Source organism: Sphingopyxis selenitireducens, assembly GCF_051550705.1.
GTDB lineage: Bacteria > Pseudomonadota > Alphaproteobacteria > Sphingomonadales > Sphingomonadaceae > Sphingopyxis.
In genome coordinates this window covers 118,141-138,096 of sequence record NZ_JBPULG010000006.1, presented here as the reverse complement: position 1 = coordinate 138,096, position 19,956 = coordinate 118,141, and the positions used below count along the sequence as shown (strand labels likewise).

The 19,956-nt window shown below is 63.7% G+C and carries 14 protein-coding genes; 7 read left to right on the top strand and 7 right to left on the bottom strand.

The annotated features are described in order from the left end of the window. Positions 1–11: 11 nt before the first annotated feature. The 7 genes from ACSYDV_RS19255 to ACSYDV_RS19225 all read right to left on the bottom strand — a co-directional run bounded on the left by ACSYDV_RS19255 (position 12) and on the right by ACSYDV_RS19225 (position 11,277). Complete coding sequence (locus tag ACSYDV_RS19255) at positions 12–3,803, bottom strand: autotransporter domain-containing protein (protein ID WP_438325547.1); 3,792 nt, start codon at positions 3,801–3,803, stop codon at positions 12–14. Between the two features lie 389 nt (positions 3,804–4,192). Beyond that, a complete protein-coding gene (locus ACSYDV_RS19250) occupies positions 4,193–5,647 on the bottom strand; it encodes an esterase-like activity of phytase family protein (RefSeq protein WP_438325545.1) in 1,455 nt (484 codons plus the stop codon). Further along, positions 5,637–7,982 carry a TonB-dependent receptor gene (locus ACSYDV_RS19245; RefSeq protein WP_438325544.1) on the bottom strand — a complete coding sequence of 782 codons (2,346 nt, stop codon included), beginning with the start codon at positions 7,980–7,982 and terminating at the stop codon, positions 5,637–5,639. Before ACSYDV_RS19245 ends, ACSYDV_RS19250 begins: the two co-directional genes overlap by 11 nt. Before the next feature lie 282 nt (positions 7,983–8,264). Next, positions 8,265–9,194, bottom strand: coding sequence for a FecR family protein (locus ACSYDV_RS19240; protein WP_438325543.1), 930 nt, complete (start codon positions 9,192–9,194; stop codon positions 8,265–8,267). 111 nt (positions 9,195–9,305) lie between these two features. Then, on the bottom strand, positions 9,306–9,851 hold the full coding sequence (locus ACSYDV_RS19235) for an RNA polymerase sigma factor (protein ID WP_438325542.1): 546 nt from the start codon (positions 9,849–9,851) through the stop codon (positions 9,306–9,308). Continuing rightward, positions 9,848–10,546 carry an STN domain-containing protein gene (locus ACSYDV_RS19230; RefSeq protein WP_438325540.1) on the bottom strand — a complete coding sequence of 233 codons (699 nt, stop codon included), beginning with the start codon at positions 10,544–10,546 and terminating at the stop codon, positions 9,848–9,850. Before ACSYDV_RS19230 ends, ACSYDV_RS19235 begins: the two co-directional genes overlap by 4 nt. 44 nt (positions 10,547–10,590) lie before the next feature. Further along, positions 10,591–11,277 carry an energy transducer TonB family protein gene (locus ACSYDV_RS19225; protein ID WP_438325538.1) on the bottom strand — a complete coding sequence of 229 codons (687 nt, stop codon included), beginning with the start codon at positions 11,275–11,277 and terminating at the stop codon, positions 10,591–10,593. 167 nt (positions 11,278–11,444) lie between these two features. On the opposite strand from ACSYDV_RS19225, the gene ACSYDV_RS19220 reads away from it, so the two are divergent. The 7 genes from ACSYDV_RS19220 to ACSYDV_RS19190 all read left to right on the top strand — a co-directional run bounded on the left by ACSYDV_RS19220 (position 11,445) and on the right by ACSYDV_RS19190 (position 19,885). After that, the gene (locus tag ACSYDV_RS19220; protein ID WP_438325536.1) at positions 11,445–12,425 is read left to right on the top strand and encodes an AraC family transcriptional regulator; all 981 of its coding nucleotides are present in this window, start codon (positions 11,445–11,447) and stop codon (positions 12,423–12,425) included. Positions 12,426–12,830: 405 nt separating this feature from the next. Further along, the gene (locus ACSYDV_RS19215) at positions 12,831–14,435 is read left to right on the top strand and encodes a ShlB/FhaC/HecB family hemolysin secretion/activation protein (RefSeq protein WP_438325535.1); all 1,605 of its coding nucleotides are present in this window, start codon (positions 12,831–12,833) and stop codon (positions 14,433–14,435) included. A gap of 2 nt (positions 14,436–14,437) precedes the next feature. Then, positions 14,438–16,174 (top strand): DUF2341 domain-containing protein, encoded by a 1,737-nt coding sequence (locus ACSYDV_RS19210; RefSeq protein WP_438325533.1) that lies wholly within the window; start codon positions 14,438–14,440, stop codon positions 16,172–16,174. A 26-nt stretch (positions 16,175–16,200) separates the two neighbouring features. Next, positions 16,201–16,620 carry an ExbD/TolR family protein gene (locus tag ACSYDV_RS19205; RefSeq protein ID WP_438325531.1) on the top strand — a complete coding sequence of 140 codons (420 nt, stop codon included), beginning with the start codon at positions 16,201–16,203 and terminating at the stop codon, positions 16,618–16,620. Beyond that, positions 16,620–17,315 carry a TonB-dependent receptor gene (locus ACSYDV_RS19200; protein ID WP_438325530.1) on the top strand — a complete coding sequence of 232 codons (696 nt, stop codon included), beginning with the start codon at positions 16,620–16,622 and terminating at the stop codon, positions 17,313–17,315. Before ACSYDV_RS19205 ends, ACSYDV_RS19200 begins: the two co-directional genes overlap by 1 nt. 52 nt (positions 17,316–17,367) lie before the next feature. Then, positions 17,368–19,185 (top strand): putative porin, encoded by a 1,818-nt coding sequence (locus ACSYDV_RS19195; RefSeq protein WP_438325528.1) that lies wholly within the window; start codon positions 17,368–17,370, stop codon positions 19,183–19,185. A gap of 22 nt (positions 19,186–19,207) precedes the next feature. Then, on the top strand, positions 19,208–19,885 hold the full coding sequence (locus ACSYDV_RS19190) for a hypothetical protein (protein ID WP_438325527.1): 678 nt from the start codon (positions 19,208–19,210) through the stop codon (positions 19,883–19,885). Positions 19,886–19,956 lie beyond the last annotated feature (71 nt).

Genomic DNA, 19,956 nt, shown 5'->3' with positions numbered 1-19,956 from the left:
CCGGGCCGGAGTCAGAAGGCGATCCGCAGCCCCGCCTTGACGCTGTGATCTTGCCCTGCCGACCCGATCACACCGTCATAGCTGACGGTGATCCGTGCGACCTCGCTCAGCCGGAGCCGCGCATCTATCGTTACGACGCCCGCATTGCGCGACCGCGCGGTGCCGATGACGGTGAAGCCAGGGCCGGTTGCAAAGCGCATGGCGGTCGCAGGCGTCAAGTCGCCGAAACCATGCTGCCACCCGGCCATGCCGCCGATCGAAAAGGCCGCCGTCGGCCCGGTCGAGAAGCGGGCGCCAAGGGTCGAGAGGGTCGCGTTCTCGTCCGTCTTGGCGCCCGCAACCGCTGCGCTGCCGCCAGTTTCGGCGAACGCGTCGGTATCGGCGCGAACTGCGACGATCTGGGCAAAGGGTTCGATATGGCCGGTGCCGAGCGCCAGGCGATAGCCAAGTTCAGCAAAGCCGTGGATGAGCGAGCCGTCATAACCGGCGACGAGTCGCTGGCCGATGCCGGGGAATGCCACGGCGCGGTCGGTATCGATGCTGGCCGATGCATATCCGCCGCCGATCTTGAACGCCGCGCCGCCGAAATGGACCCCGGCATAGCCAATCACATGCCAGCTTTTGAGCTTGGCGCTGCTGCTCCGTTCGCGTGCATCAACGTCGGTTTCCAGATAGGAGCCTGCGACGCCGACCGTCGCGCTGTCGCTGACCGCATAGTCGGCGCCCAACACGCCGCCGATCGTCTTGCGGTCCAGGTCGGCGGTGCCGTGGGTGCCGTCGCTGTCGCCCCAATTGCCGAACATCTGCCCCCACATGGCGCCGCCGCTGCGATCATCGAGCCGTTCTAGGACGGCGTTGCGGGGCAGGCGGCTCTCCTCGACCATCGCTGTGCGGACGCTCGGATGGATTTCACCCGACAGACCGTCGAACGCCGCCTGTGCCGCCGTATCGCTGGCCAGCAACAACGTCGCTGCGGCCAGCGGATCGGTCGCCGCCTGTCCGTCGAGCGCCGTGCCGACCGCGATCTGGTTCGGAGTAATACCGGCCGACGCGAAAGCCCGCAGTTTCGCCAGTTCGATAAAGATCGTCGTATCGGTGCGACCCTGGCGATAACCGAGAAAGTTTGAAAGCAGCTGATCGGTAAAGGTGAAGCTGCCGGTGACACCCCCCGCTGATTCAAGCACGGTGTAACGGGTGCCGGGCACCGCCGGCTGCGGGTTGCTGACCTGCAACTGTGCCCCCGCCTCGATCGTCGTGATGCCGTCGGCGACGAAGCGGTCCGACCCGTTGCCGCCGGCATCAACCGCAAGCAACGATCCCGCCACGAAACTGGCGTCCCCACTCGTTTGAACGATATCGCCGATGCCGCCATCGACCATCGTGATGATGCCCTGATTGGTCAGCGTTTCGAGGCCCGAATAGGTCGTCGTCTCGGCCGTCGCCGCTGCCGTCCCACCGATCAGTCGGCCGCCCGCGACATTGACCAGCACATCGTCGACGCCGCCAAAGACATTGACCCCGCCGATGCTGTTCCAGGTGCCCGCGTTGGTGAAACGGTGGCTCGCCTCGATATCGGGGACTTCGGCGATGATGAAGGCGTCGCGCGCCGCGACACGCAGTTCGCGCTGCGGCTCCTCCGGTTCCGGTTCCGGCTCGGGCTCAGGCTCAGGTGCCACGATTCCCGCGTCGAGGCGGATCGTGCCGAGCAGCGTGCCGTTGTTGAGAATGTCGACCGGTCCGCCGACCGCCTGGATGGCGAGGTCGGCCGATGCGCTGCTGCGGTTGCGGATCGTGCCATCGTTGGTCAGGTTGAAAGCTTGTCCGCTTTCGGTGACCGCATCGATCGCGGCAAGCCCGCCTTCGACCGTCCCGCGCGTGATCAGCGTCGCCCCGCCACCACCAGCGGCGTCGAGTGCGGCAAGGCGGCTATTGGCCGCGCCGACCCTGCCCAGGGCCCCGCCATCGCCATTACCGCCTCCGCCGAAGCCGCGCGTCAGGATCGACACGCCATAATCGCCGCCCGAGGCATTGTTGATGTCGAGCGACAGGCCGCCGGTGGCGCTGGAACCCGTCGTCGCGAGCACGCCGTTGGCGCCGCCGATCGCCGTGCCGCGCGAAATCAGCACCGCCTCGCCCGCGCCGCCATAGCTCATCGTCAGGCCATTGCGCACGCCGTTGCTGTTCGTCGCATCGATGCCGATCACGCCCGAACTGGACACAAACAGTCCGTCGCCGCTGGTCCCGGTCAGCGTGCCTGTGGAGGTGAAATCGATGCTCCCCTCGTCGCCCGACGTGCTCATGACGACGCCGTTGACTCCGGTCACATCGACCACATCGGCGTCGATCGCACCGCGTCCGAAGATGTTGAGACCGGTCCCGTCCGTGGCCGACAGCGCCCCCGTCGCGACAAGCGCGATATCGCCCGCGCCGAGAGCCGTCAGGATGACGCCGTTGCTTCCGCCGCTCACCGCGTTTACCGCGACATTGATGTCCCCGATGCCGTTGCTCGCCAGTTCGACGCGCACGCCGATATCACTCGCGACGACGGGACCGGCGATCGACAGATCGACCGGACCATTGCCTTGGGCGGTAATGATGACACCATCGGTCGCTCCGGTAACGTCAGCCAGATTGGCGGTTATCGCGCCTGCGTTTGAGCTCGAAAGAATCTCGACCCCGCGGCCTTCCCGCCCGCGTACCAGCCCCGTAGCGGTCAGCGACGTGGTGCCGGTGCCGCCGTTGCGGATCAGCACTCCGGCGCGGCCATCGACGCCGGCGGCCGACACGGCGATGTTGCGCGCGGCCGAGCCATTGACGGCGTTGATACCGTTGCCCGCCTGCGCGCTGGTGGTCGGATCGACATTGTTGCTGGTGATCTGCCCGCGCGCGGTTATCGCGGTATCGCCGGTGCCGTTATTCAACAGCGTGATCGCGGTGGTGCCGCTGGTAACGCTGCCGTTCGCGACGACCGTCATGTCCGTCGCGCGCCCTTCATTGGTCGCGGTGATGCCCTGGCGGCCCGCGACGTCCACCTTTCCGTTCACGGTGATGCTCGTCGATCCGGTGCCGCGATTCGTGCTGGTGATACCGGCACCAACCCCCGCGATATCATTCGCGTCGATCACGATGTCGCGGCCCGTGCCGGGGACGCTGATGAAGGTCGCGATCGCGGAACCATCGGCGATCGTCGACGATGCCGTCCCGGTGGACGTGACGCGGATCGATCCGTTGCCGCCGCGCATTTCCGACCCAAGCGCGGTTTCGCCCGAGGCGTTGTTCGACACGATGACGATATCGTCATCCGCGCCTCCGGCGAAAGCCACGGCGGTGATGCCGCGCACGCCGCCCGACACGGTGCCGGTCGCTTCCACGCGGATGCCGCCAAGGCCGAGGTTGTTGACCAATATGCCGCGATCGGTTCCGGTGATGTCGCCCGCCGTCCGAATGGAGGCGGCCCCGGAGGCGCCCTCCTGCACGACCAGCAATCCATCACCGGCACGCCCGATCAGCGAGCTGTTATTCGCATCGTCATAGCTTATCGCGCCGACGCCGCGAATGACCAGTGCGCTTGTCCCGCTATCGACCGAGAAACCGGGCAGGGTCGTGACGGATGCGCTCTGTGCCACGTCGATCGACTGTGCGTTGCCATTGGCGCCCGAACAGACGACATCACCGCCCGGCTGGACGACGCATGTGGCGAGCGCTGGCGACGCACTGAAAAAAACGACGCCTGCGGTGGCGGAGAGCAGGGCGGCGCGCGCATAGCGGCGCCGACGAACGGAGCTGAGACTGATGCTTGTCATCGGAAATATCCTCAAGGCGAAAGGCGGGAATGACCGGCCCTTGAGCCCCAAGTGATGCCCCCGCCCGATCGAGGCAGTTTCTGCCGGAGCGCGGTGAATCACACCAAGTTGCAACTTGTTGCATCGAGTGGATAAATGTTGCGCTGGGCGGGTAATCCGAAGCGGCTGGGCCCGCCACCGGTTCCATAAGATTCGCGATTTCGATTTTTACGATGGGTAGCGTTGTTCCCACAGGCACTGTCAGCCTATCGATGCATCAACTGACCATGTCGCTAAATATCGACTTCACGCACATGCTGCGCGAAAGCCGTTGGTCTCCTATCGGCCAAATGCCCCGGCGACGGCAGGGCAAGGCATGGCATCGCGGCCGCCGATTTCTCACTCACGCGTCATGGGAACCGGAGTCGATAGACCAGCAGCCGGTTGTCGTTGTCGATATCGGCGTTGCATGGCTGGCCCGACATGACGCAGACGCGCGCGGTGAAATCATTGTCGTTGCCGACGATCAGAAAATAGTCGGCGGGACGATCGGGTTCCAGAGTGGAAACCAGATCCATCGCTTCCCATTTCTCGGACAACGCGTCGACGCTGAGGCGCCACCGGGCCAACTGCGCGGGGTTGAGCATATTGATCAGTTCGGCGCGTTCGGCCGGGCGGATCGATGACCGCAGCGCGATTCCGGCCGGGTCTTGCAACAGCGACGCGGTGCCGGTCTCATATTCGGTTCCGGACAGATTGGTCGCGTTCGTCAGGTCGACCAGCACGACACTTTTATAGACGATGGGATGCTTGTTATCAGCGCCTTGGCCCGCGCCATCGCGCGCCAACATCAGAAACCGGTGGTCGTCGAGCGCAACAATTTCGCTCTGCGCCGCAGTGCGATCGGGCGCGCCGCCTTTTCCGTCGGCGTCATAGGCGGGTAGCTGGACGACGTAATGCGCCTTGGGCATTGTCGGGGTCGGATTGCGGCTGACGTCATAGGCGAGCACGCGTGTGTTGATGCGACCCGCGGCGTTGCCTGTGGCGCTGTCCTGCATCAGCGCGCTTTGCATCATGACAAACAGCGTGCGGCCATCGGGCGACAGCGACATGCCTTCGGCGCCCTGATTATTTCGCCGACCCGTATCGGGCGATTTCAGCGAACCGAAATACGGGCGCCCGTCGCGGCGGGGCGTGATGGCCGGCGGAGGTTGAATGATCCCGCGCAGGCGGCCGCGATCATCGAAATAATAGACGTTCGCCGTATATTCGTCGCCGATGTAGAAATGTCCGTCTCGCGTGAATTGCAGCGACTCCGCATCCAGCGAAATCTTGCCGCGGCCGACGCCGCTGGCAGGTGCAGGCAGGACGATGCCGCGCTGTGTCAGCGTGCCGTTGCCCGGATCCGCGCCGGTGAAGGGGCGACCGCGAAAATCGCTGAGCTTTAGCCCGCCGTCGGGCGCGATGGCGACTTTGCCATCGGCGGGCGTGAATTGGATGCGAAAGCGATGCAGCCGCGCCGGGTAATCGAAGAAGAGCTTGGCATCGGGATCGTTGCGGCCGCGGTCGGGCAACGTCCACAGGATAGCCTGATACCCCGCGCCGACGCGCTTCCAGCTTCCGGGCGAGATCTTCAGCGAGGAAAAAGACCCCAGAGTATCGCCAAGGAAATCGACCGTTTGCGCCGGAACGATGCCCGTGCCGACCAGCCCCTCGTTGACATAGGTACGCCCCTGCAACGACACGCTGCGTGCTTCGGCCGATCGTTCGATGTTCGGCCGCGTGATCGGCTCTTCCCCGGCCGCGAGACCGGGGAAGAGGCACATCAGGATGAGCGCCGCAGCGCGGGTTGGTTTAGAAGCCAAAGCTGAGCGATCCGAAGACCTGACGCGGCGCAGAGGCGTGGAACACGACCAGATTGCCCGGGGCATCGTCGGGTGCGAACACGCTGCTGTCGAAGTTTGCCGCATAGCGCTTGTTCGTCAGGTTGGTGACGTTGAGCGCCAACTTTGCGCCCTTGACCGGGCCCATGTCGCCGAACTTGTAAACGAGGCCGAGGTCGAAGGTGGCATAGCCCTTGAAGCTCTGGTCGTTGGTATAGGTGTAGTAACGACGGCCGGTATATTTTCCCATCAGCGACGCCGAAAAGCCGCCCTCGGTCAGCGTGAGTACGCTGGCGAGCATTTCCTTCGGCGTATCCACCTGCTGCTTGCCCTTCGTCGGTTTCACTACGCAGGTCGCACCCGTGCACCAGTCGAGATTCTCGTCATAGGTCGATTTGTTGTACGACGCCGAATTATACCAGTTCACCCACGGCGCCGGCTTCCACAGCACGCCGAGCTCGACGCCGCGGCTGGTGATGCCGCCGGCATTGTGGAAGCTGTTGCCGCAACCCGGGTTCTGCTGCTGGTTGGTCGGGCAGGGATTATATTGCAGAAGGCGCTCGTTGAAGTTCGTATTATATGCCGCCAGCGACACCTGCAGCGGCCCGCTGACATAGCGATATCCGCCTTCGAAGCTCTTCGACGTCTCGGGCTTCAGATATTTGCCCTGCAGATCCCAGACGGCCTGCGATACCGACTGCGGCCCCAGTTTGAAGCCGCCCTGGAACATCGCCATATTCTCGGCATAGCTTGCATAAAGTTCATGTCCGGGCGCGACGTCCCAGTGGACGCCGATTTCGGGCAGGAAATTATCCTTGGCGACCAGCGTGCCGCTGGCGAACTGGCTGGAGGCCGGCGGCGCAGTCTTGGCGATGCCGGGGATCGCGCGGGCGTCCGATTTCGAATAGGTGCTCTTGAAACCGAAATCGATCGTCAGCGCGTCATCGAGCAGTTTCATCGTGTCCTGCACATAGAATTGCCATGTTTTCCAGTGCGTTTCCTGCACCCATTGTGCGGTATCGGGCTGACCCTTCAGATATTGCGCGAGGCTGAAGGGCCCCTTGACGTTGGTCCAGATATAACGCGCCGCGCTGCTGGTGTTGTCCTCGAACCACATGCCGGCCTGCAGGTGGTTAAATCCCGCTTCCCAGCTCAGGCTCGCCAACACGCCGCTGCGGTCGATGGTGTAGCGCGTGTCGCGGATCTGGACCGGCACGTCGTCCGACGTGTCCGCCGTACCCTGTTTCGACCAACCCATGATCCAGTTGTTGCCGGCGCCCTTGTTCTTGTGATGATAGCCCTGAACGCGCAGGCCGAGGCCTTGGGTGATGTCGAACTCGCCCGTTAGATAATAGAGATTGTCGTTACGCAGGATCTGGCCGTTGGTGAAGGTCACGTCCGAGCGCTTTTCGGGCGAGACGGAGTCCCTGCACTTTGTCGGCGCAGTGGGGCCGGTGACGGCGCAATAGGCGCGGTCGAGATAGGCCTGCCAGTTCGGCGCATATCCGCCCTGATCCCAGCCCAGACGGTTCAGCATGTCCTTCGAAATATAGGCGTCGCTCGCCTGATTGGTGCGCGAGATATCGGCAAAGGCGGTAATCTTGCCACCGTCGAATTCGTACATCAATTTGCCGTTGAACTGACGGCCGGTCGATTTGTTATAGGCCGCCTGATCGACGAACAGATCATATTCATGGATCTGACCCGAGACATAGGCCGAGAAACCGCTATGTTCGCCGGTGTCGAAGCGCAGATAGCCGCGCTTTGCGCGCTCGCTGCCGACGCTTCCGTTGAAGGTGATGCCCATATCTTTGCGCGGGTCGCTGGAGAAATAGGTCACCGCGCCGCCAAGATTGCTCGTCGAGGGAATGGCGAGACCGGCGATCCCCGTCGCGAGTTCGGCACGACCGAGATTTTCGGAAATCAGCGCACGACTGATGCTGAGGCCGTTGTAATTATTATAGGCGCCATCGCCGAGCGGCACGCCGTCGAGCGTGTAGCCGAGGTGGGTGGTGTTGAAACCGCGAACCTGCAGCGAGAGCGATTTTTCGTTGATCCCGAGCGCGTCGATCGACTGTGCGCTCACCCCCGGCAAGAAGTTCAGCGCCTTTTGCGCGCTCGCGCCCGGCGGCAAGGTGTCGAGGTTCGACGGCAGCAGGGTCGAGACCGAACGCGTCTGGCCGCTGCCGATCACGACGATCTCGCCGACGTCCACATCGTCCCCGTCGACCGGCGCAACATTCTGCGCGTTCGCGTGCGGCACATAGCTCAAACAGGCGATCGCCAACGCGAAAACCGACACCGATTTCTGAAACATTCAAACCCCCACAAAAAAGAAACGCCGCGATCCCTCGTTCGCGGCGCCGACCATCGTCTGGGGCGGGCCTATTTCACGCGTTGATGACGTTTTTGCTACGGGCCAGTCGTCTCGGACAAAATTGATAATGTCCGGGCCATGTCCGCTTTGATGGATTGTCTCGCCGATTGCTGCCAGGCCACAATCGGCCAGCAGCCGCTTTCCCAGAGCTTCTGCGAGGTCGCCGGATGATCGCATGGCGTGCGACATGCCCGATGGGAGCATATCCGGAGCGTTGCTGAATTAGCCCAGAAGAACGACGCCCCCGGGAAGCCTGGTTGCGCTGACCCCTGTCAACTGCTGGATCTGGACGACCGCCAGTTCGATCTGGTCGACATGGAAGACGCCAGTCACGGGCCTCGCCTCAAGCCCGCCGCCACGCAGGACGAGGCGACCGGGGAAATGGCGGTTGATCTCGGAGACGGCGGATTCTAGCGGCGTTCCGTTGAATACCAGCAGGCCTCTGCGCCATGCCAGCACGGCGGTCTCGTCCGCCTCCTTTCGCAGCACCTTGCCGTTGTTTCGCCAAATCACGGCCTGTCCGTCACGTAGAGTGAAATCCCGTTCGTCCCTCGTCGCCTTGATCTCGCCTTCGAGGCAGGTGACGCACAATTCGCTGTCGAGCGCGTTGACGTTGAACCGGGCAGCGGAGGCTGTGACGATCGGGCCGTTCGTCGTGACCTGGTAGGGCGTTCCCAATTTCTCGACATTGACGAAAATCTCGCCGGCGATCAGGCGGGCTTCGTCGTCACGAAAGGACAGGCTGGATCGTGCGTTCATTTCGATGTCGATCCCTGCCATGGGCGAAAGCGTCCGCCGTTCGCCTGGTCCCGTGCGTTCATCGGCCAAAAATTCAGAAAGCGTCGGCCACAGGCCCAGCGGTGATTGCGCAGCAATCACACCTGCGGCAACGCTGGCCGCCATAGCACCGCTGCCCAGAAACGCGCGACGGCTGACGCGCGGCTGGCCCGCCCGAAGGTCCGCCGCATTATCGTTCGCCAGGATGGGGCGCGGCATCTGGAGAGGGAGGTCCAGAGTACGCAGTTCGTCGAGAAATGCGGTGGCGACACGATAGGCCTCGCGATGTGCGGGACTGCACTCGCGCCACTCTTCGAACGCCACGCGATCATCGTCGGTCACAGGGCCGATCGCAAAGCGCGACGCCCAGTCCATCGCCTCCAGCCTGAGCGGGGGCACATTGTCTTCCTGGCCACTTCGCAAGTTCACGAACCCGCAATTCCTCTGCCTGGTTTCTGTTCTGGTCGCGTCACAAAAATCTTTCTCCTAGTCCCTAGACACTTTGAAGCCGCGATCGGCGAAGACATCTTTTCGGCCGAGCCGTCTCGCGCAGTGCAATACGGCCGCGCGCAGGTCGGTCTGGACGGTGCGCGGACTGATACCGTGCTTGGTCGCCACCTGCTCGGTCGAAACGCCGTGCATGAAACAGGCGAGGAAGATATCGGCCTGTCGCAGCGGAAGGTCTTCGAGCGCGCGCATGACCTTCTCGACCGAAAGTTTGGCGTCGGAGACCCGAAGCGGATCAGGGGTTTCGTCGGCCTGGTCGTCGATATCTTCAATTCCGACGGTTCGTGCATGCCGTTCCTCGCCGATGCGCAGATTGCTTGCCATGTTCATGGCTGCACGGATCAGATAGGCTTCCTCATTGGCGACGGGCCCGAGGTCTCCACCTTTGTCGAGGCGCAGCCAGGTTTCATGGATTGCTTCCTCCGCGAGGGCGTCGGACCCGAGCCGCCGCGACAGGCGCGCGCGGATCTCGCGGTAGCGTTCAGTCAGCGTACGCCGCAGATTCTGCCGGGTCGATGTTGTCACCGGCCCGCCACATCGAAGCGGATCGGTTGCGGCAGGCCTTCGGGGAGCGCGAGGTCGAGCTTGACGCCTTCAAGCTGCGCCACGATCCGGGCATCGCGCGCGGGGTCGGCGCTGGGCATGACAATATGGACTTGGTGGAGCGTGCCGTCGCCACGAATCCGCATTTGCAGACGAACTCGGGCGTCGGGACCTTTGTCGACGATACCGGACGCAGCCATTATCCGCCTGATCTGCCCGGCCATGTCTGCGATGAAACGCCCGCTGAAGACGGGCCGCGGAGCCCCAATCAGACGAGACGCCGTGACTTCCATCGGGTCGAGCACAATCGCGTTTCCGGAAGCTGACGTTATCGGCTTTTCTGCCCGGCCGGTGCCCCCGGCGCGCGAAATGACAGCTGAGCGGCGACTGGTGAAGCGTCCGACGAGGCCGGTCCCGTCAAGCATCGCGCGCAAGGCTTGCGGCGGATCGAACTGGCCGACTACGGCTTGGGATCGGCGCCCCCTGACGTCGGCTTCGTCGACCAGAACGTCGACCCCGCTGGTTTCGGCAAAGCGGGCCAATGCCGTGTTCAGGGACTGCCCCGGAATCTCGTAAGTCTGCGTCGATGGTTGCGAAGGGCCGGGGTCATCATTGGCTACGACGGGTGTGGCAAGGAGAAGTGCGGCCAGCGGCGTTGCAAACACAGAATAGCGCAAGCGCCGCCCAGCCACGCCAATGGGCATACAGGCGGGTGCGGCTGTCATTTCAGCGCATAGCTTATCGGTAGAGTGACCCCCATAGGCGAAGGCCAGGTCGCGGGCAGCAACGGCAACGGCCTGGCGCGCAGGACCGCGGCTAGCGCTTCGTTGTCAAGACTGCGCGAGCCCGAACTCATCTCGATCCACAGGTCTATGACCTGGCCCTGCCGGTCCATCTCGAAATGAACCTTAACGGTGCCCTCAAACCCGGCCTGCCTGGCGTCGTCGGGATAGCGGCGAAAGCGCTCGATGTGGCGCAGCAGAAGCGTGCGGAACTGCTGCATGTCAGCGCCAGAAAGCGCTTGCGCGCCGCCCGATGCCGCCTGCTCCGCTGTGTCATCCTGCTCGCCCGTCGTCGCGGCGCTGCCCCCGCGTGTCACAGTTGGGGAAGGTGCGTGCCCTGTGGGCATCCGGGATACATCGCCGGATATGGAGGGCGAACTTCCGGCGGGTTCGTGCAGCATGGGCTCTGCGTTACCCTTGCTGTTGCGAGTATCGGTCCCCTCGCCGGAGAGCGGGATCAGTTCGACGACCATCAAGGCCTCGCCGGATTTTCTGGGAGCATGTTCTCCGCGTTGACCGGTAGCCGGCCAGGCAATCAACGCGACGCCAACTGCGGCATGGATCGCCAGCGAACTGAGCAAGCCGAAAGCCCTGTCGGAAAAAGGAGATAGATTGGCGAAGGTCATGAGGATTCGCGCTCTAATGCGTCAGTTCCGTGAAATATTCGCGTCACACGCCAAGTGACGTTTTTCCGCCGTCTCACCGCGAAAATGAGAAAAAATATGCGAGGGCGTGAAAATAGTCCTGCGCCATTCTCACGAGAATTCTGTCCTTCAAGATGTGGAGGATCGAGATGGACAGAAGCGCATTGGCACGAGTGGAAGACAGCAGGCGATCGGACGCAGGTGAGCGCTCGGCAACGCCGCTTTCCTTGCGCCGTGCCGATCCGCGCCGTCTGGCTAAAGGCACCGCCCAGATTGTAGAGACGAGTGCCGGCGGCCTGCTCTCGCGTTATCATGTCCATGTCGACGATCTGATCGTCGATCTGCGCCATGCACCGCGCTGTCTGTCGAGCGAACTTCATGTTCCACGCGGAAGGGTGCTGTTTCTGGTGCCTCTCGATGGCGCGGTCCTCGTCTCGCACGGCGAAGAGCACGTCATATGCCCCGTCGGCACGCCTTGGGTCGGTACTGGACCGAGCCAGGTCTTCGTATCCTGGCAGGATTGTGCGAACATGCTTGCGGTCTATTTTTACCCCGAGCGCCTCAATGCCTCGGTCAGTTCGATCACCGGCGACGGCCGGCGTCTTGCCCCGGCTGCGACCAGCCTTGCCCCGCTCGCGGACACATGCAGACTGGTGCGGGTGACAGAACTGATCGTCGACCTTATCGGGACGTCTCAGCCACAATCGGGCGCTGCAACGACGGCGGTCGCCGCGTCCTTCTATCAAGGTCTTGCCGAGCATCTTTGCGGTAGCGCGAGCGAGCTCATGCAGCCGGTGCGTGCGGTCAGCGATGCGATTCGGTTGGTGCGCGACAAGCCTCAGACAGCTTTCGACCTTGAGCAGCTCGCCGCGGCTGTCGGGGTGACAGGCGGCACACTTCGCAAGGGCTTCCGGGCGTGCCTGGGCATGACGGTGAAGGAATATATCCGCTCGATGCGACTCAGTTGGGCGCATGAGCGCCTCGAAAGCGGCATGGAGAGCCGCTCGGTCGCCGAACTCGCGATTGCGGCAGGCTTTGCCGACACCCCCAGTTTCTCGAGGGCGTTCCTGCGTCGCTATTCTGAATCCGCTAGCCAGACCCGTGCACGGGCGGTTCGGCAAAGAGAGTGATCTGACGCGGAAGCAAACTCCACATTCATCGTAATAATTATGGAACGTTTCAACCTTATTGGTTGTGACGCATTTTCTGTTTTTCAAATAAAAAATCCAAAAATATGAAATATTTCCAATTTTCTGTGCCGATATGATTTTCGCTGATTGGAATCAATTCAATGTATATTCGATAGATTTTGTAATCCAAATGCAATCATAGTTGTAGAAACCCGGCCAAAGCGCATATCTATGGGCCAGATGATCTGAATTGACTTGAACGAATCCTGCGCGCCGTCCCATGAGCGCCTCGACGAGTGACGCCGGATTGCAGCAATGACCTGCTCCAGCGTCCTCTTGCGATTGAGCGACCGATCGCCGTCGGGCCCAGTGCCGTGGCGGCCTTGCCGGCAGGAGGTGAAGGTTTTGAGGTTCGACAAAAATCATTGGCGCTTGCGGCCAAGCGCTGCGGTGGTCGCGGCGATGCTGTGCATCGCGCCGGTCACCGTGCAAGCGCAGGATGCAGCGGCGCAGCCTGCCGCCGCATCTTTCGACATTTTGGCGTTTCAGGTGAAGGGCAACACGCTGCTTGGCGCGGATGATGTGGAGCGAGCGATTCTGCCTTTCATGGGGCCGGGCCGGTCGGAGGCAGATGTCGAGGGCGCGCGGGCGGCTTTGCAGAAGCTTTATGAAGACCGGGGCTATGTGGCGGTCTCGGTCTATATCCCCGAGCAATCGGTGGACGGCGGTGTTCTGCAATTGCAGGTCCAGCCGCAGGCGGTAGGTCAGCTCCTCGTCGAGGGTGACACGAAGAATGCCGATGCGATCCGCGCTATGGCACCGTCGGTCGCGGTCGGCACCACCCCGAACATGCCGGCCTTCCAGCGCGACGTGGTGGCGCTCAACAGCAACCCCTCACGGCGGGTGACCCCGGAGCTGCGTGCGGGCGAAGCGCCCGGCACGCTCGATGTCGTGCTGAAGGTCGAGGAAAGTTCGCCCTTTCACGCCTCGGCCGAACTCAACAACTTCTCCTCGGGCGCGACGACGGACCTGCGCGCTTCCGCCACCCTGCGCTACGACAATATGTGGGGGCGCGGCGACAGCCTGTCTCTCTCTGCCCAGACCGCGCCGCACCGTCCCGACGACGGCACGGTCTTCTCCGGCAACTATCTGATGCGGCTTGGCCAAGGCTCGCAGATGTTGGTCTACGGGGTCTATAGTGACAGCGACATTGCGGTTGTGGGCGGCACGAGCGTGATCGGGCGTGGCAAGATGGGCGGGTTTCGCCTGATCCAATCGTTGGGGGCCAGCGAGGGCTTCTATCATAGTCTGACACTGGGGATGGACTATAAGGACTTCAGCGAAGACGTGTTGCTGGGGTCCGACAGAGCTTCGGCGCCGATCAAATATGCGCCGCTGATCGCGTCCTGGCGCGGCGACTGGATGGACGACAATGCCACCAGCAGCCTGACCTTCTCCGGCGCCTTCGGCATCCGCGGTCTTGGCGATGACTGGCGGCGGTTCGATGCCAAGCGTTACATGGCGCGGCAGAGCTTCATTGCCTTGAAGCTCGACGCCGATACGACCCGCACCTTCGGCCCCGATCTCCAGCTCAACGCGCGGCTGACCGGGCAATGGTCGCCCGATCCGCTGATCAGCAACGAGGGCTTCAGTCTCGGCGGCATGTCGAGCGTGCGGGGCTATTATGAGTCCGAGGCGATCGGCGATTATGGTTTTGCCTATCAGACCGAACTGCGTTCGCCCGACCTGGCGAAGCTTCTGGGATCGAGCCTCGTTACCGAGCTGCGTCTGCATGCGTTCGTCGACAGCGGCTATGTCGGTATCCATCAGCCGCTGCCGAGCCAGGCCGCGACGCGTGACACCTGGCTGTCGAGCGCCGGTCTCGGCGGGCGCATCAAGTTTTTCAATTACCTGACCGGCGCGATCGACGCCGGTGTGCCGCTCAAGTCGGGCTCGACATCCGAGTCAGGCGACATCTTCGTTCGCTTCCGCATTCAGGGGGAATTCTAACCATGTCAGTCTTTACACGTTTCAAGAAAGGCGTGGCCGGAACGCTTCTGGCCGCTGCCGCGACCGTCGCGTTCGCTTCGCCCGCCCATGCCTGGTGGGAGGCGGACTATAGCTATCGCACCAAGATCAACCTCAACACCCAGGCAGCAGGTGTCACCGGCGAGGTGGCGCGCGCGCCCGTCCTGATTCGGCTCCATAGCGGCAACTTCAGCTTCAAGGACGTGAAGCCCGACGGCTCGGACCTGCGCTTTGTCGCCGGGGATGATCGCACGCCGCTCAAGTTCCACATCGAAAAGTGGAGCCCGCAGGAAGAACAGGCGCTGATCTGGGTCGATGTACAGGGCCTCCAGCCCGGCCAAGCCTCGGCGGTCTACGCCTATTATGGCAACAAGAATGCTACGGCCCAGCAGGATGTTGCGGGCACCTTCGGCGCCGATTACCGGCTGGTCTATCACTTCAACGACGAAGGCGCCGCGAAAGATGCCACGTCGAACGGCAATAATGCCACTGGAGCGGCGGGTCGCAACGCGGGTGGCCTGATCGGATCGAGCCTTGTGCTTGACGGCATGAGCCCGGTCACGCTGCCTGCGTCCGCCTTTGCAGCGGGTCCGCTGTCAGTGAGCTTCTGGGTGAAGCCCGGCGATGACGGTACGGTGTTCAGCCTGCCGGGCAGCGTCAGCCTCATCAGCGAAGATGGTCAGCTGTTCATCGACCAGGGCGGCAACCGCTCGGCCGGCGGCGCGCTTGCCGCAGGCGCCTGGGCCAATGTGGCGCTGGTCAATGACGGCGCAAAGAGCATTCTCTATATCAATGGCCAGCCCGCCGGCGAGGTGACAGGCGCACTGGCTGCGGCCACGGGTGCCGCCCAGCTTGGCGCTGGCTTTGCGGGGGAGATCGACGAGTTCCGCGTTGCGGGCGCCGCGCTGCCGCAGGCCGCATTCCAGCTTGCGGCGGGCAGCGAAGGCCAGACCGCAAAGCTGGTAACGACGGATACCGCGCAGCAGGTCGAGACCGGCGGCAGCGGCCACTTCGGCGTGCTGTTTGCTGCGCTGACGTTCGACGCCTGGGTGGTGATCCTGATCTGCGCCTTCATGCTGCTCGTCGCAATCGCAATCATGATCAGCAAGGGCCTGCTGATCGGCAAGGTCAGGAACGCCAATGAGGCTTTCCTCGACGTCTATAACGCGCAGGCGCGGCGCGCGGGCGACCATGACGGGCTCCCCGCCTTCGATCCGGGTGTCGCAGCGGCCGACTCCACGCTTGGCCGGCTCTATGCCATTGGCCGGCGCGAACTGACTGAGCGCCTGCGCGAGGGCAAAGACACCGGCAGCCGGTTCGCGATCCGCGCGCAGTCGATCGCGGCGATCCGCTCGGCGCTCGATGCTGGCCGCGTGCGTGAAGGCCAGAAGCTCAACGCGCGACTGGTGCTGCTGACCATTGCCATCTCGGGCGGCCCGTTCATCGGCCTGCTCGGCACGGTGCTCGGCGTCATGATCACCTTTGCCAGCGTCGCCGCGGCAGGCGAGGTCAACATCAACGCTATTGCGCCCGGTATTGCCGCCGCACTGCTCGCCACCGTCGCCGGCCTCGCCGTCGCGATCCCGGCGCTGTTCGGCTACAACTATCTGCTCAGCCGCATCGAGGAGATCACCGCCGACCACGACATCTTCGTGGACGAGCTGGAGAAGCGCATTGCCGAGACGTGGCAGGATGTTCCTGCAGCGGCCCAGGCCGCCTGAACCCCAACGGATAAGGAGTTCAGGCCATGGGCATGCAGGTAGGCGGCGGCAAGAAGCCGTATAACGAGATCAACATCACCCCGTTCGTCGACGTGGTGCTGGTGCTCCTCATCATCTTCATCCTGATGACTACTGCCGCCGTGCAGGGCATCAAGGTGGATCTTCCCAGTGCGTCATCCGCCAAGACGCTGGAAGCACAGAAGAGCCGGGTCATCGCGGTCAGCAATGACGGCACCGTGTCGATTGACGCCATCCCGGTATCGATGAGCGAGTTGGAAGCGCAATTGCGCTCCAGCATCGCTACAACGCCGGACCTGGCAGTCATCCTGCGCGGCGACCGGGCGGTCCAGTACGACAAGGTCATGCAAGTCCTCGACTTGTGCTCGAAGGTCGGCGTCCCCAGTCTTGGCATGGCATCGACACGCCCGCCGGGTGGAGGCCAGTAATGGCGGCCGTCGCCTTGGGCGGGCCCGACGGCGGCGGTCCGCGCCGGCGCAAGTCTTCGGTTACCTTCGGCCCTATACTTGCCGTGATGGGCGTGGGCCTCGTCGTGGCCATCGCCTGGAACATGCTCAGCCGGCAGTCAGTGAGCGACCGGCCGGCTGAGATGAAGACGACGCAGGTTATCCTGCCGCCGCCTCCACCACCTCCACCGCCGCCGCCAAAGGAACAGGTCGAGCAGCCGCCTGAGCCCAAGCTGGCCGAGCCGCTGGATCAGCCGATGGATACGCCACCGCCACCCGATCAGTCGAGCGATCCCACGCCCGGCGACAGCGCGCTCTCGGCCCGCGAGGGCGCCGGCCCAAGTAATTACGGCCTCGCCGTTGGCAATGGCGGGGGCACCCGCATCGGCGGACGCCCCGGTGGCGGCGATGATGCGTATCGTGCTTATGCCAATGTGGCGCTCGGATGCGTCCGGTCGGCGGCGCAGCGTGACCGGGAGCTGTCGCGCGGGCGCTATAATGCGTCGCTTGCCGTGACGATGTCGCCCGATGGGCGGTTCACGCAGGTTCGAGTGTCCGGGGTCGATGATCGCCTCGCTGCGCAGATCCGCGCCGTGCTGGCCGGGGCATCATGCAAGGCGCCGCCTGCCGGACTTCCCGTGATGCGCCTTGAACTCTCTACCCGCTCGGGAGGCTGATCGCATGTCCGTCCAGCACCCGAACACCAGTCTTCCAAAGGGGAATATCACCATGTTGACGTCTATCGGCCGCGTTGGCCGCCTTAAACCCATGCTGATGGCGTGCGCCGCCGGCGCGACGCTGCTTGCTTCGCCGACACTGGCGCAGGAACGCCGCGTCGATGGGGAGAAGATCCTCGAACTGCTGGTCGCCAAGGGCGTGATCACGCAGGATGACGCCAGCAGCATCATCGCGCAGGCCGAAGTGGTCGAGCCCGCGCCGGTCCGCGCGCCGATCCCGCAGGCGGGTGTTGCCGCCGACGGCACGCAGACGGTGGCCTATGTATCCCCGGTGGTGCGCGAACAGATCGCGCAGCAGGTTCGCGCGGAGCTTGGGACCCAGGCGCAGGCCGAAGGCTGGTCGAAGCCCGGGGAGACCCCTGAATGGACGCGGCGTATCAGCATTTATGGCGACGTGCGCGTGCGCGGCGAAGGCCGGTTCTACGACAAGGACAATGGCGACATCTTCTGGAACTATGGGCGCCTGAACCATGGCGATCCGTTCGACATCAATGACGCAAACCCCGACTCTATCGGCGCGCCATATGTGAACACGCTGGAGAATCGGCAGCGGTTCCGCCTGCGCGCCCGGCTCGGGGTCAAGGCGCAGATCGCAGAGTGGATCAGCGCCGACGTGCGCATCGCGACGGGCGCGGACAATGCGCCGGTTTCGACCAATCAGACGCTGGGCGCGGACGGCACCGGCAAATATCAGCTCTGGCTCGACCGTGCCTCGATCCGGCTGACTCCGGTCAAAGACGTCAACATCGACCTCGGGCGGTTCGCCAATCCTTTCTGGTCGTCTGACCTGATCTTCGACAACGACATGAACTTCGACGGCGTGGCGATCTCGGGCAGTGCGCCGCTGAACGACGGCGTGCGCTTCTTCGGCACGGCGGGCGCGTTCCCGGTGTTCAACACCGATATGAACTTCGGCACGCAGAATGCGCGGGTCGAGAATAATGTCCCGCGCGGACGGGCCTATAAGAGCCAGGACCGCTATCTGCTCGCCGCACAGGCGGGTGTCGAGTTCAAGCCTGCCGACCAGGTCGGCGTGAAGCTGGCGGGCGCCTATTATCGCTACACCAACATACAGGGCCGCCTCTCGGAGCCGTGCTACTGGTATGAGCTGGTTTGTTCGACCGATGCCCTGCGCCCGGCGTTCCAGCAGTTCGGTAACACAATGACGCCGCTGCGCGACATCGTCCCCAACCCGATCAACCCCGACCTCTCGCCCGAGCCGCAATATTTCGGTTACGCGTCGAAGTTCCAGATCCTGCATGTGCGCAGCCAGCTCGAATACAGGCCCAGCCCCGACGGGTTCGGGTTACGGCTCGAGGGCGATTATGTCCGCAACCTCGGTTGGAATGGCAAGGCGATCCGCGGCAATCTGGTCGATGGTCAGGGCTGGGTCGGCACCGCGCTCAACAATCTGGGGCCCGACGTGCTGGTCCCGGCACCCACCACCGAGAACCCCAATCGCACCATTGCCAAGCCCGGAGCCTATCAGGGCGGCAACGAGGGCTGGCAGGCGCGTCTGACGGTCGGCACGGTCATGAACCTTAACATGCTGGGCGACTGGCAGGCGAAGCGCGGAGACTGGAACGCCTATGTCGCCTATCGCCGGCTGGAAAGCGACGCGGTGGTCGATGCGTTCGCGGACAGCGACTTCCACATCGGCGGCACCAACAATCGCGGCTGGCAGATCGGCGGCAATTACGGGATCGCGAAGAACACCATCGTAGGGTTCCGCTGGCTCAGCGCCGAGGAGATCGCCTCCGCGCCGTTCAGCGTCGATCGCGGGTTCGTCGACCTCATGACCCGGTTCTGAGCAAAGGCACCGGATCAGACCCATGTCGACCATGATGCTTCTCATCCTGTCGGCCTACCTGCGTGGACTTGCCCATGCAGACGGTCACCGCGACCCGGCTCCGCCTGCAGCTCTCATCGGGCGGGGTCGGGTCACGCGGCGCGTGGCGTCTTCGACATCCCGTATCCGGCGTTCGAACGCCGGCACCGGCTCGCTTCCGACGCTCCTTGCGGAGCGGGCCATCCTTCCACTGGCCTGCGCGGGCGCGCCCATCACCCCTTTGCGGCGCGCCCGCGTCCTTTTGTTACCCGTCCTTCTCCTGGCGCCGGGTTCGCAGCCCGCGCAGGCCCGGCCAGCGCATGAGCATCCGGTGCTCGAACTTCCGCCCTTGCAGGTCGAAGCGAGTAAACCGGACGCGCCGCAGGACGAACAGCGGATCGGAGGCGGGGCGCCTCAGGGGCCTTGCGTCATTATCGATATCGCTGGCGAGCGCGCCGGTCATCTCGACTGCGCGACCCGGAAACTGACCGACGCAGCGCGCATCGCCCAGAACGAAGCGCGCGCGGGGATCGACGCGCCGATCCCGCAGGCCGGCTCACCCGACGCGCGGGTCGGCGTCGTCAACCAGACTGCCGCCCGCCTGCGAATGGGAAGCGGGTTCGGCACCTCGGTGCATTCCGAACGGCCCGTTTCCCGGCCTCCGCGGGTTCCGCGCCCGTGAGAACCAGATTCTTCAGACCACCGCCTGACACGCGGTGCCGTCGCCATCCCATTGCTTCCATCGAACATTGT